Below are 14,062 nucleotides of genomic sequence, written 5' to 3'. Positions count from 1 at the left end.
TGTTAATTAAGAATTATTCTTTTCGAATTCCTGCATGAAAGCCACTAATGCCTGAACGCCTTCAATCGGCATGGCATTATAAATACTGGCACGCATACCACCGACTGAACGGTGGCCTTTCAATTGCAATAATCCACGTGCGCCAGCCTCTTTGAGGAATGCATCATTCAGGTTCTCATCACGCAAACGGAATGGAATATTCATGCGTGAACGGTATGCTGGTTGTATAGGATTATAGTAAAACTCGGTTTGATCTACGTAGTCGTACAACAGCTTGGCCTTGGCGATATTGATTTTCTCAATCGCCTCTACCCCGCCTTGTGCTAGCAACCATTCAAATACCAGCCCGGCAATGTAAATGCTGTAGGTAGGTGGCGTATTGATCATGCTCTGGTTTTCTGCCTGCGTTTTCCAGTGGAACACCGCTGGCGTGAGCGGCGAAGCCTGTTCCAGCAAGTCTTCACGCACAATCACCAGGCACAAACCGGCAGGGCCGATATTTTTTTGTGCGCCGCCATAAATCACACCATATTTTGAAACATCAATCGGGCGTGAAAGGATATGCGAAGACATATCCGCCACAATAGGCACCCCGTGCGTATCAGGCACATCGAGAAACTCGACACCGTTGATGGTTTCATTGGTGCAATAATGCACATAGGCTGCATCACGATTTAGCTGCCAGTCAGCAAATGCGGGCACATGCGTGAAACCATCTGCCTCAGCCGAGGCCGCGATATTGATCTGGCCGTAGGCTTTTGCATCCTTGACACTGCGCTTGCTCCAGGAACCGGTGACTACGTAGTCTGCCGATTTGCCATTGAGCAAATTCATGGGAATGATGGCGTTTTCAGCAATCGCACCGCCCTGCAAAAACAGCACTTTATAATTAGCCGGAATCGCCAGCAACTGGTGTAAATCCGCTTCTGTTTTTTCCAGGATGCTGGTGAACTCTTTGCCGCGGTGTGACATTTCCATCACACTCATGCCACTGCCATGCCAATCCAGCATTTCAGCTTGTGCGCGCTCCAGAACGGGTTTCGGCAATACTGCCGGGCCTGCAGAAAAATTAAAAATCTTCGTCATAATTCTAGTTACTCTTGGATCTGGTTACTCTTCGTTTCCGTCTTCTTCGCCTTCAACTTCGTCGGTTTCTACAATCTTCTCTAAACCGGAAAGTTTCTCGCCTTCACCCAGGTTAATCAGCGTCACACCTTGTGCCGCACGCCCCATATCGCGGATCTCTTTCACGCGGGTACGGATCAATACACCACCAGTGGTGATCAGCATGATCTCATCATCAGCCGTCACCAGTCTTGCCGCAACAGCCAGGCCATTACGTTCGCTGATGGCAATAGCTTTCACACCCTGCGTACCGCGGCCGGAGTGACGGAACTCTGACAGTACCGTGCGTTTACCATAACCGTTTTCAGTAGCCACCAGGACAGATTGCTGGTCATTCTCAGCAATCAGCAAGGAAAGCACGCGTTGTTTAGCCGCCAGTTTCATGCCACGTACGCCACGGGTTGCACGACCCATAGGACGCACATCATCCTCGGTGAACCAGACCGCTTTACCACCATTGGATACCAGCACAATGTCATTCTTGCCATTGGTCACTTCGGCACCGATCAGGTAATCGTTATCATCGAGGTTGATCGCGATAATGCCGGATTTACGTGGATTGGAGAATTCGGTCAAGGCTGTTTTCTTCACCGTACCCATAGACGTCGCCATGAATACATAATGGTTCTCGTCGAACTCTTTCACCGGCAGAATGGCGTTGATCTTCTCGCCCTCTTCCAACGGGAACAGGTTCACGATCGGTTTGCCACGGCTGACACGGCTGCCTTGCGGTACTTCATAGACTTTGAGCCAGTAGACACGGCCACGGCTGCTGAAGCACAAGATGTAGTCATGCGTGTTCGCTACAAACATCTTGTCGATAAAGTCATCTTCTTTAGTCGCTGCCGCCTGCTTGCCACGGCCACCACGGCGCTGGGCGCGGTATTCATCCAAAGGCTGTGATTTCACATAGCCAGTGTGCGACAAGGTCACCACCACATCTTGCGGCGTGATCAGGTCTTCCAGCGACAGGTCTTGCGTGTTGTGTTCGATCTCGGAACGACGTTTGTCGCCAAACTGTTTCTGGATCTCGTTCAGCTCTTCGACAATAATGGCTGTGACACGCTCAGGCTTGGCCAGGATGTCCAGCAAATCGGCGATGATATCCATCACTTCTTTGTATTCGGTGACGATCTTGTCTTGTTCCAGGCCAGTCAGGCGTTGCAGACGCATCTGCAGGATTTCCTGTGCCTGCACATCTGACAAGCGGTAGCCATTTGGCGTCAGGCCAAAGTCTACCGACAAGCCTTCTGGGCGTGATGCTTCCATGGCTGCGCGTTGAAGCATTTCTTCCACCACGGTGGAATGCCAGTCACGGGCCATCAATTCTTTTTTCGCTTCCGGAGGCGTTGGCGCAGCCTTGATGATGGCAATCATCTCATCCACATTGGCTAACGCAACAGCCAGGCCTTCCAGCACATGGCCACGGTCACGCGCTTTACGCAGTTCAAACACGGTGCGGCGCGTCACCACTTCACGGCGATGGCGCAGGAAGGCTTCCAGCATCTGCTTCAGGTTAAGCAGGCGTGGCTGGCCGTCCATCAGCGCGACCATGTTCATGCCGAACGTATCTTGTAACTGGGTTTGCTTGTACAGGTTGTTGAGAATGACTTCAGGCACTTCGCCGCGTTTCAGCTCGATCACCACGCGCATGCCGGACTTATCCGACTCATCGCGCAGGTCAGAAATACCTTCGATCTTCTTCTCGTTCACCAGCTCGGCGATCTTCTCGATCAGGGTTTTCTTGTTGACCTGATATGGCAGTTCATCAATGATAATTGACTGGCGACCGCCTTTATCCAGGTCTTCAAAGTGGGTACGGCCACGCATGACCACACGGCCACGGCCAGTGCGGTAACCCTCTTTGACGCCGACTGTGCCGTAAATAATGCCCGCAGTTGGGAAATCAGGTGCCGGAATATACTCAATCAGTTCATCAATACTGATTTCAGGGTTTTTCAGCAAGGCAAAACAGCCGTCCAGCACTTCATTCAGGTTGTGCGGTGGAATGTTGGTCGCCATACCCACAGCGATTCCCGAGCTGCCGTTGATCAGCAGGTTAGGGATACGGGTAGGCATGATCAGCGGTTCTTGCTCGCTGCCGTCATAGTTAGGGCCAAAATCGACGGTTTCTTTCTCGATATCCGCCAGCAGTTCGTGTGCGATTTTGGACATACGGATTTCCGTATACCGCATCGCCGCTGCGTTATCGCCATCCACCGAACCGAAGTTACCCTGGCCATCGACCAGCATATAACGCAGGGAGAAATGCTGCGCCATACGCACTATCGTGTCATATACCGCCGTATCACCGTGCGGGTGGTACTTACCGATCACGTCACCGACAATACGCGCAGACTTCTTGTATGGCTTGTTATAGTCATTGGACAGCTCGTGCATGGCGAACAGCACACGCCTATGTACTGGTTTGAGGCCATCACGCACATCTGGTAAAGCACGACCAACAATCACGCTCATGGCGTAATCAAGATAACTGCGGCGCATCTCGTCTTCGAGACTGATAGGCAGGGTTTCTTTAGCAAACTGATCGGGAGACTGACTCATTCTTGACCCATTTTATAGTTAAAAGTTATCTCGCGATTTTAGCATATTTAGCTGGCTCTGGCTGGTTTAAACACGGCTAAAATGGCCCAGATTGTGCCTGCGGGCAAGAAAAGGACTACGAGAAAGAAGAATTGGAATCTCCGGCTTTTGAAACGCAGCGGTGACGTGATGTAAAACTGTGCATAAATGAAAACGGTTTATCGCAATGCCCACTGACGGCAGTACGATAAACCGCTATTTTTGAAACGAGATTAAGCCTGGGCCAGCAATTTCAAATCGGCTTTTAAATCTTCTACATGCTCCAACCCTACCGCAATACGCACCAGGTTATCCCTGATGCCAGCTTCTGCACGCGCTTCCGCCGTGACGCGGCTATGCGTCGTCGTGGCCGGGTGCGTGATGGTCGATTTTGCATCGCCCAGATTGGCGGTAATCGAAATCAGCTTTGTCGCATCTATCAATTCCCAGGCGGCTTCCTGCTCACTTTGCCCAGCCCGCGGCTTGACTTCAAAGGTGACGATACCGCCACCCAACCTTTGCTGCTTTTGCGCCAACGCATATTGCGGGTGCGACGGCAAACCAGGGTAATACACACGTGCCACGCGCGGCTGTTGCTCCAGCCATTGCGCGATTGCCAGCGCACGTAATGCGTGTGCTTCCATACGTATCTGCAGGGTTTCCATGCCTTTGACGAACACCCAGGCATTGAAAGCACTCATGGTGACACCAGCCGTGCGCAAAAAGCCATAAACCGGCTCCATCAGTGTCTTGTTACCCAAAACCGCGCCACCCAGCACCCTGCCCTGGCCATCGATGTATTTAGTCGCCGAGTGGATCACAATATCTGCGCCCAGTTTTAACGGTTGTTGCAATGCCGGGGTGCAGAAGCAATTATCAATCGCCAGATAGGCGCCTGCAGCGTGCGCCTCCTCCGCCAGTCTGGCGATATCGCCAACTTCGGTCAACGGGTTGGAAGGCGTTTCGGCAAAAAACAATTTGGTATTCGGTTTGGCAGCGGCTTTCCATGCTTCAACATCGGTCAGTGATACCAGCGTTACTTCCAGTCCCCAACGTTTGAGGATGTTGGAAAACAGTTGTACCGTGGTGCCAAACACACTGCGGGATGCAACCACATGGTCACCAGCGCTGCAAATCCCCATGATGCAGGCCAGGATAGCAGCCATGCCGCTGGCAGTCGCCACGCATTGCTCTGCGCCTTCCAGGGCGGCCAGTTTATCCTGGAACATGGTCACGGTTGGGTTAGTGAAGCGGGAGTAAATATTGCCGGGCTCAGTCCCGCCGAATCTGGCAGCTGCCTGTGCTGCATTCTTAAAGCGGAAACTGGAGTTCAGGAACAGGGCTTCAGAGTTTTCACCAAACTCAGTTGTCAATGAGCCTGCGCGTACTGCCAGTGTTTCCAAATGGTATTCATCGTTCATATATCTTAATCTTCCAACTATCTTGAATCTTTCAATAAAAACTAAAGACAATAAAAAACCCGCTTTAGCATTGCGCTAAAACGGGTCTTTGGGCTCTCGCTTTAGCAGGATTTATAATGCGCTCGCAAGCTGAGTTCGGCTTCGGTTAAAGTTCGCCACTCAAATCAGCGCAATTTCATTAAACGCCTTTTGCAGGCGCCTGTCAAGGCTTACTCCACGCCCACCAAATCGGTCGATAACAAATTTAAATCCAGCTGGGTGGTTGAGTTTGGCGGTGGCTGTTTCTTGTTGAAATCGCTACGTGCTGCCTCAATACGGTTCAGGTAAGCGGCATCCACATCGCCGGTGACATATTTACCATCAAAACAGCTGCAATCGAACTCAGTCAGATGCGGGTTCGATTTGGTGATGCTTTCTCTCAATGCGTCTAGGTCCTGATAAATCAACGCATCGGCGCCGATTTCAGCACAGATTTCTTCGTCAGTCCGGTTGGTTGCCAGCAATTCATCACGGCTAGGCATATCGATACCGTACACATTCGGGTAACGCACCGGTGGCGCGGCAGAAGCGAAGTAGACTTTATTGGCGCCTGCATCACGTGCCATTTGCACGATCTGTTGTGAGGTGGTGCCACGCACTATTGAGTCATCGACCAGTAAGACGTTTTTACCTTTGAACTCAATACCGATAGGGTTGAGTTTCTGGCGTACAGATTTTTTACGCAATGCCTGGCCAGGCATAATGAAGGTACGGCCGATATAGCGGTTTTTGATAAAGCCTTCACGGTAATCCAGGCCTAGTGAAATGCCTAATTGCAAAGCACTTGGGCGGCTGGTATCCGGGATAGGGATCACCACGTCGATTTGTTTATCTGCCCATTCGCGCTTGATTTTTTCACCCAGCAAAGTACCCATATCCAGGCGGGTCTGGTACACAGACACGCCATCAATGACAGAGTCAGGACGCGCCAGGTATACATATTCAAAAATACAGGAGGTCAGTTTAGGATTCGTGGCGCACTGACGGCTGAACAAGTTGCCATCCATATCAATAAACACGGCTTCTCCAGGCTCAACATCGCGCAGCAACTTAAAGCCCAGTACATCGAGGGCAACGCTTTCAGAAGCCACGATGTACTCGACTCCCTTGCTGGTTTCCTGTTTGCCGATCACCAATGGGCGTATGCCGTGCGGGTCACGGAAAGCCAGCAGACCGAAGTTGGCAATCATGGCGACCACGGCATAGGCGCCTTTGCAACGTCTGTGCACACCGGCAACGGCATCAAATACCATATCGCTGTTCAGCAAAGCACTTTTCGAAGTGGCTTCAATTTCGTGTGCCAACACGTTGAGCAATACTTCTGAGTCTGAACTGGTGTTGATATGACGCAGATCTTGCCTGAACATTTCAGACTTCAGTTGCTCAGAATTGGTCAGGTTGCCATTGTGGCCAAGCACGATACCAAATGGAGAGTTCACATAAAACGGTTGTGCTTCTGCCGCACTGGAGGAACCAGCGGTAGGATAACGCACATGGGCGATGCCTACATTACCGGCCAGATTGCGCATATGGCGGGTATGAAATACGTCTTTTACCAGGCCATTATTTTTATGCATATGGAAAGTATTCCCATCGCAAGTCACGATCCCTGCTGCGTCTTGCCCGCGATGCTGTAGCACCAGCAACCCGTCATACAACAACTGGTTCACCGGGTTTTTACCTACAATACCGATAATTCCACACATAGCGACATCCTATCCAAGACTAGATTACAAATTAAATGAGAGACTCATCCGCCTGCTGATGTTCCAAATGCACATGCTCAGCAATACTAGATGGTACCCACGGCAGCAAATTCAAGACCAGCACTTCAACTGGTGCACTCAACATGGCATTAGTCCAGCGTGCGTCCTTGGGAATATCGGTCATCGCAGCCAGCATCGCCAGTATGCAGACGATCAACACCCCTTTGGCCGCACCGGCAAGGCCGCCCAGCACGCGATTGAGGCCGCCTAAACCCACCGCTTTGATCAGCGTAGTGAGTAATAAGGCACACAAGGTGCATAAAAATAGCACCGATAAAAATACGAACAGGAACGCAGCAATCGCTTTCACCGTTTCACCAGGCACTTGCTCCGGGATATAGCTGATGACCTGGCTATTAAATTTGTTGGCAAGATAAAACGCCAGCACCCAGCCTATAACTGAGAAAAGTTCACGGATAGCACCGCGCATCAATCCAACCAGAATGGAAAAACCAATAATACCCAGGACTAGATAATCAAATATGGTCATTGCCTGATTCAGGATTTACTCGCCACAATGCCGCTAAACCCAGCCGCTTCCAGCTTTTTCAACGCGGCACCGGCTTCATTACGTGTCGCATACGTCCGCGACCGTAGCCTTAACTTATGGCCGGCAGCATCTACATTGTCGGTTGCCGCTTCAAAACCAGCCTGTTTTAACTTGGTTTGCAGCTTTTCCAGATTGCTGGGGTCAGAAAACACGCCAAACTGCACATAGAACTTCCCTGATGTTTTATCGGAAGAAACCGGCTCTTCTTTAACCACAGGCTTGCTCGCCGCCACTTTGGGTTCAACTTTGGGTTCAACTTTGGGTTCAACTTTGGGTTCAACTTTGGGTTCAACTTTGGGTTCAACGATTTGAACGGGTTTGGCTGGTGGTGGTTCAGCGGCACGGGCAGGTTCTGCTTGTGCTGTTTTAGCGGGTGCGGGCGGGGAAATAGGGGCGGTTGCAGGCACTTCTTCAATACGTGCGACGGGTGTTTCTACAGTAGACGTTGTTTTAGCTGAGGTACTCGCCGCGGGGGTCGCCTCTACATCAAGTTCGACATCTTCGTCTGGCAGTTCGAGTATAGGTTCGCGGTTAGCCTGCTGATTGACAACGGTAATTTCAACATCGTCATGTGCAGGCTCTACAACTCTGTCTTTCAATACGAAAGGCAATACAATTAACATCAAAATAACCAGGGTGATGGCGCCCACCAGCCGTCTGCGGGCCGTTTTTTTGAGTACCAGTTCCTTGTCTGTCAAACTATCTCTTGCCATATTGTTTTAAATTCTCACTCAGATCATTTCACATCTATTAAGCCAAATCACTAGCCTAAAAACCTAGTTTGGTGAAATCCATTGGTCAGGTGTTATTTCCAGAATGGCAGCCACGGTAAAGAATGAGCCGAACACGATAATTTTATCATTTTTTGCTGCTTTTTTATAACAGCTTCGTAATGCTGCTGGCAGGTCAGCGTGGACTTTCAATTGCTGCTCAGCAACCTGTTGCGCCAGGCATGCCTGCAAATATTCCACACTGGCGGCACGCGGATGTTGGATCGGTGCAATGTCCCACTCATCAATCACGTCATGCAAGATGTCGACCACACCGGCGATATCCTTGTCTGACAGCATGGAAAACACCGCAAATACTCTGCTGCCATCTGCACTCAGTTGTTGCAAGTTACGCCGCAAGGCGCGCGCCGCATGCGGGTTGTGTGCCACATCCAGGATCACATCCGGCGAGCGGTGCCAGTATTGAAAACGACCAACGACTTCAGTGGCCGTCAGGCCTTGCCGTAAATCCTCTTCTGTCACTGGCAGCCCGGCTTGCAAAGCACGCACGGCATATAGCACACTGGCTGCGTTTTGCCATTGGTAATCGCCAAACAACCTTAAAGAACCGATTGCCAATGTGCCCTGTGCATCATGGTATTGTGCCTCTTGCTGCTGACTGAAATCTATCCTGTAATCCACGCCCAAGCGTTTTAATGACACGCCCAGTGTTGCCGCATGGTTCAGAAGAGAGACCGGCGGCTGTACATCACCACAAATGGCCACTTGGCTTTTACGGTAGATCCCCGCCTTTTCATGCCCTATCAACTCACGCGTATCGCCCAGGAACTCCATATGATCCAGGTCCACATTGGTGACAATCGCACAGTCAGCATCCACGATGTTCACCGCATCCAGGCGGCCACCTAGCCCTACTTCAAGGATCACGATATCCAGCGGTTGTTGCTCAAACGCCCATAATGCTGCCAGCGTCCCCATCTCGAAATAAGTTAAGGAGATATCCTCACGTGCTAACTCGACAGCAGTGAACGCAGCACACAGCACTTCATCACCGATCAAATCTCCATTCAATCGTACACGTTCCTGATACTGCACCAGGTGCGGTGAGGTATAACAGCCGACACGATAACCGGCCGTGGCATAAATCCGTTCCAGCATGGCACAGGTCGACCCTTTGCCATTGGTTCCTCCCACCGTGATGACGGTAAAAGGAAATGCCAGCTGCAGGCGCGCTGCTACAGCCTGCACCCGCGACAATCCCATCTCTATTGATTTGGGATGTAATGATTCAATATAGCTAAGCCAACCCTCGACTGTGACAGGCAGCTCGGGCAAGGGAGACAACATCAGGCAACTTTAGAAATATTCAGGAAACTGGCTAACAACTGGCTTAACTTCGCGCGCATTTCACGACGGTCAACAATCATGTCAATGGCGCCATGCGTCAGCAGGAACTCGGCCCGCTGGAAGCCTTCTGGCAAGGTTTCCCGCACAGTCTGCTCAATCACGCGTGGGCCAGCAAAGCCGATCAGCGCATTTGGTTCAGCCACGATCACATCGCCTAACATGGCAAAACTGGCAGACACGCCGCCCATGGTCGGGTCAGTCAGCACAGAGATATAAGGCAAGCCTGCCTCTGAAAGTTTAGTCAGGGCGGCACTGGTTTTGGCCATTTGCATCAACGACAGCAAGCCTTCCTGCATACGTGCGCCGCCACTGGCAGATACGCAGATAAAAGCAGATTTGTGCTCAATCGCTGCTTGCACGCCGCGGACAAAACGCTCGCCCACCACAGAGCCCATAGAGCCACCCATAAACTTGAATTCAAATGCGGCCACAACCACAGGCACACGTTCAACAGTGCCACGCATGACAATCAGCGCATCTTTTTCTTTGACATCACGCTGCGCAGTGCGCATGCGTTCCGCATAAGTCTTGCTATCCTTGAATTTCAAGGCATCCACTGGCGTGACATCGGCACCGATTTCAACACGATTCTCCGCATCCAAGAACACATTCAGTCGTGCGCGGGCACCCAGCCTGTGATGATGCGCACATTGTGGACACACCTCAAGGTTGGCATCCAGGTCGGTACGATACAACACCGTTTGGCAGGCATCACATTTATGCCAAAGCCCTTCTGGCATATTGCGGCGCTCACCGCTGACCGCACGTTTAATTTTTTGGGGAATCTTATCTAACCAGCTCATATTTTCTCCTGCTTGTCTCGTGTGATGACCCTAAACGGAGTCAATCGCAGTACGTAATTCTTTCATCAAGGCCTGTACATTCGTAATCAGGTTATTTGCATCTGACTGCTCAATGGCAAGTACCATCCGGCTACCCACGACCACCGCATCAGCAATCACGGAAACGTCACGCGCTGTGGCAGCATCTTTCACGCCAAAGCCCACGCCAATCGGCAATGTCGTGCTCTTGCGTATTTCTGTCACCCGTTTTTTGACTTCGACGATATCCAGGTTACCTGCACCGGTCACGCCTTTGAGCGAAACATAGTAAAGAAAGCCTGTCGCCTGCTTCACAATCAACTCAGTACGCGCTGGCTCAGTGGTCGGCGATAGCAGAAAAATACTGTCGATACTCGCTTGCGCCAGTTGCTGGTTAAACTCTTCGCACTCTTCAGGCGGATAATCGACTGTTAAAACGCCATCGACACCGGCTTCTTTGGCCAGTGTGACGAATTGAGCCGCGCCCATCGCTTCTATCGGGTTAGCATATCCCATCAATACAATTGGCGTTTTCTGGTTGGTTTCGCGAAAATCCTTCACCATCGCCAGCACTTTACGTAAGCCCATCTTGTGTACCAGGGCACGTTCACTGGCACGCTGGATCACCGGGCCATCGGCCATCGGGTCAGAAAATGGCACGCCCAGCTCAATCACATCGGCACCGGAAGCGACCAGGGCATGCAGCAAAGGTACGGTCTGATCAGGATGTGGATCACCCGCAGTAATGTAGGGAATCAGCGCTTTTTTACCCTGCGCTTTGAGTTCTGCAAAAACCGATTGAATGCGAGACATAGCTAAGAATTCTTTTTTTAATGGATGAGGCTAAAGCGTAATATTAGAAAGTTTTGCCACTGTATTAATGTCCTTGTCACCCCTGCCTGACAAATTCACTAACACCGCTTGATCCGGTGACATGGTTCTCGCCAGCTTCTCGCCGTAGGCCAAAGCATGGCTGGATTCCATGGCAGGAATAATGCCTTCGGTGCGACACAACTGGTGGAAAGCATTCATCGCTTCGTCATCAGTAATGGCCACATATTCAGCACGCTTGATATCTTTTAACCAGGCATGTTCAGGGCCCACGCCCGGGTAATCCAGGCCAGCAGAGATAGAATGCGTTTCCACGATATTGCCATCGGCGTCCTGCATCAGGTACGTGCGATTGCCGTGTAATACGCCAATCGGGCTGTTTGCCGTCAATGGCGCAGCATGGCTGCCGGTTTCAAGGCCATGACCTGCCGCTTCCACACCAATCAGGCGCACGCCTTCTACGTCGATATAAGGGTAAAAAATACCCATGGCATTAGAGCCACCGCCGACACAGGCAACCACCGCATCTGGCTGGCGACCTATCATCTCCTGCATCTGCTGTTTGGCTTCGATACCGATCACGGCCTGGAAATCACGTACCATCATAGGGTAAGGATGCGGGCCAGCGACAGTGCCGATAATGTAAAACGTATTGGAGATATTGGTGACCCAGTCGCGCATCGCTTCATTCAATGCGTCCTTGAGGGTTTTAGAACCGCTTTCCACCGGGATAACCGTAGCTCCCAGCAGTTTCATGCGGAATACATTGGGCGCCTGACGCTTGACATCTTCTGCGCCCATATACACCACGCATTCAAGGCCCAGCCTGGCGGCAATGGTGGCTGTGGCAACGCCATGCTGGCCCGCGCCTGTTTCAGCGATCACACGCGGCTTGCCCATGCGTTTGGCCAGTAACGCCTGGCCTATCGTATTGTTGATTTTGTGCGCGCCGGTATGGTTCAAATCTTCGCGCTTGAGGTAGATTTGTGCGCCGCCGATTTTATCGGATAAGCGTTTGGCGTGATAAATCGGGCTGGGACGCCCTACAAAATGTTTGAGGTCGTAAGCAAACTCAGCCAGGAACTCAGGGTCGTGACGATACTTTTCGTACATGACCCGCAACTCTTCCAGGGCTTCTACCAGGGTTTCTGCAACAAACACTCCGCCAAATGGACCAAAATGGCCCCGCTCGTCTGGCATGTCATACACTTGCATGCGCTACTCCGTATATCATTTTGTTATTCAAACCGCCCTATTGCGTACTGCATCATGCTGCAAAACCTGCTGCATGAATGCTGCTATTTTTTCCGGGGATTTAATCCCCTTTTGTGCCTCAACCCCGCCACTGACATCCACGGCATAAGGCTGAACCTGCTGCAATGCCTGCGTGACATTGTCAGGATTTAGCCCACCGGCCAGAATGACCGGCTTTTGCAAGCCTGCTGGAATCAATGTCCAGTCAAATACCTGGCCTGTGCCACCGACTGCTTTTTCTGAAAAAGTATCTAGCAACAAGGCAGAAGCCGATGCAAAATCAAGCTCGCATTGTATCAAATTTACATCCGGTTTAACGCGGATTGCTTTGTAATATGGCAGATTAAATTTCTCGCAATAGTCTGCCTCTTCGTCCCCGTGAAACTGCAGGCAATCCAGCGCAGTCGTAGCTATCACCTGCTGCAGTTCGCTGACAGCAGCATTCACAAACAGGCCAACCGTGCTGATATACGGCGGCAATGTTTTGATGATCGCCTGCGCCTGTGCCGCAGTCACTGCGCGTGGGCTAGGTGCATAAAACACAAAGCCGAGTGCATCTGCACCGGCATCAATGGCAGCCCATGCATCCTCTTTCCGTGTAATACCACAGATTTTAACCCTGGTTCTTTTCATCTTTCTCATTCACTTTGTTTAATCCCAAGTGGCTTCGCAGGCTGGCAATTGCCAGGCGGCATCATAGGTCACGCCGGTGAAATACAAGCCATCGGGCATAAATGTCGGCGGCGAAAGCGTCCTGTCCTTATTTTGCAGTAATGCGCTAAACGCGGACACATCCAGTTTGCCCTGCCCTACATAGACCAGTGCGCCCACCACGTTGCGGATCTGGTGTTGCAGGAAAGCATTCGCCTGGAAACTGAACACGATATACTGGCCTTGCTGTTTCACCTCGGCTTGATGCATGGTCCGGATGGGAGAACTTGCCTGGCACTCACTGGCGCGAAAGGCGCTGAAATCATGTTCGCCCAATAATAGCTGGATCGCTTGTTGCATAGGCACAATATCCAGAGGCCTATGATACCAGCCCACCCGCCCATGCTGGCTGGCTGGTGCCACAGCATGGTTATAAAGCACATACTGGTAACTGCGCGCCCTGGCGCTGAATCTGGCATGGAAGTCGTCAGCCACCTCGCATGCCCAACGCACCCGCACCCAGGGTGGCAAGTGTGCATTGGTGCCGCGTACCCAGGCAGTTTGCGGCCGTTGTGCCGTTGTCTCAAAGTGGGCAACCTGCATCAGCGCATGTACCCCGGAATCGGTGCGGCCAGCAGCGTGTAATCTTACTTTTTCATCGGTGACCAGTGCAATGGCGCGCTCAAGTGCATCCTGAACTCCACGGCCATTTGGCTGGCTTTGCCATCCCTGAAAATAAGCACCATGATATTCAATGCCAATCGCAATTTTCATGGCGCATAGTATAAGGGCTGTCTGGCATAACACCTAATGATGAGCAGCCTTAACCATGCATCCATAGGCATTCGCGGCGATTACATACTTAGCCAGGCATCATCCATCA

At 51.4% G+C, this 14,062-nt stretch carries 12 protein-coding genes; all 12 read right to left on the bottom strand.

Annotated features, from left to right (window positions below; all coding sequences use genetic code 11):
• Positions 1-6 precede the first annotated feature (6 nt).
• Complete coding sequence (serC, locus tag ACTS9Y_RS13040) at positions 7-1,086, bottom strand: 3-phosphoserine/phosphohydroxythreonine transaminase (RefSeq protein ID WP_442586362.1); 1,080 nt, start codon at positions 1,084-1,086, stop codon at positions 7-9.
• A gap of 24 nt (positions 1,087-1,110) precedes the next feature.
• Positions 1,111-3,690 carry a DNA gyrase subunit A gene (gene gyrA / locus ACTS9Y_RS13035; RefSeq protein WP_442586361.1) on the bottom strand — a complete coding sequence of 860 codons (2,580 nt, stop codon included), beginning with the start codon at positions 3,688-3,690 and terminating at the stop codon, positions 1,111-1,113.
• A 251-nt stretch (positions 3,691-3,941) separates the two neighbouring features.
• Entirely contained in the window at positions 3,942-5,129 is a 1,188-nt protein-coding gene (locus ACTS9Y_RS13030) for an O-succinylhomoserine sulfhydrylase (protein WP_442586360.1), read from the bottom strand.
• A 209-nt stretch (positions 5,130-5,338) separates the two neighbouring features.
• Entirely contained in the window at positions 5,339-6,874 is a 1,536-nt protein-coding gene (gene purF, locus ACTS9Y_RS13025; RefSeq protein WP_442586359.1) for an amidophosphoribosyltransferase, read from the bottom strand.
• 31 nt (positions 6,875-6,905) lie between these two features.
• A complete protein-coding gene (locus ACTS9Y_RS13020; protein WP_442586358.1) occupies positions 6,906-7,424 on the bottom strand; it encodes a CvpA family protein in 519 nt (172 codons plus the stop codon).
• Positions 7,425-7,432: 8 nt separating this feature from the next.
• Positions 7,433-8,182 (bottom strand): SPOR domain-containing protein, encoded by a 750-nt coding sequence (locus ACTS9Y_RS13015; RefSeq protein ID WP_442586357.1) that lies wholly within the window; start codon positions 8,180-8,182, stop codon positions 7,433-7,435.
• A gap of 78 nt (positions 8,183-8,260) precedes the next feature.
• Entirely contained in the window at positions 8,261-9,562 is a 1,302-nt protein-coding gene (gene folC / locus ACTS9Y_RS13010; RefSeq protein ID WP_442586356.1) for a bifunctional tetrahydrofolate synthase/dihydrofolate synthase, read from the bottom strand.
• Positions 9,562-10,425 (bottom strand): acetyl-CoA carboxylase, carboxyltransferase subunit beta, encoded by an 864-nt coding sequence (gene accD, locus ACTS9Y_RS13005; protein WP_442586355.1) that lies wholly within the window; start codon positions 10,423-10,425, stop codon positions 9,562-9,564. The genes folC and accD overlap by 1 nt, the downstream gene beginning before the upstream one ends.
• Positions 10,426-10,455: 30 nt before the next feature.
• Positions 10,456-11,256 (bottom strand): tryptophan synthase subunit alpha, encoded by an 801-nt coding sequence (trpA, locus tag ACTS9Y_RS13000; RefSeq protein WP_442586354.1) that lies wholly within the window; start codon positions 11,254-11,256, stop codon positions 10,456-10,458.
• 30 nt (positions 11,257-11,286) lie between these two features.
• Positions 11,287-12,489, bottom strand: a complete 1,203-nt coding sequence (gene trpB, locus ACTS9Y_RS12995) for a tryptophan synthase subunit beta (RefSeq protein WP_442586353.1) — start codon at positions 12,487-12,489, stop codon at positions 11,287-11,289.
• Positions 12,490-12,516: 27 nt separating this feature from the next.
• Positions 12,517-13,161, bottom strand: coding sequence for a phosphoribosylanthranilate isomerase (locus ACTS9Y_RS12990; RefSeq protein WP_442586352.1), 645 nt, complete (start codon positions 13,159-13,161; stop codon positions 12,517-12,519).
• An 18-nt stretch (positions 13,162-13,179) separates the two neighbouring features.
• Positions 13,180-13,953, bottom strand: a complete 774-nt coding sequence (gene truA / locus ACTS9Y_RS12985; RefSeq protein ID WP_442586351.1) for a tRNA pseudouridine(38-40) synthase TruA — start codon at positions 13,951-13,953, stop codon at positions 13,180-13,182.
• Positions 13,954-14,062: the final 109 nt, after the last annotated feature.

This window comes from Methylophilus sp. (assembly GCF_052173275.1).
In the GTDB taxonomy this organism is placed as follows: Bacteria; Pseudomonadota; Gammaproteobacteria; order Burkholderiales; family Methylophilaceae; genus Methylophilus.
Note: the sequence above shows the minus strand (reverse complement) of the source record. Positions and strands in the feature narration are given on the sequence as shown.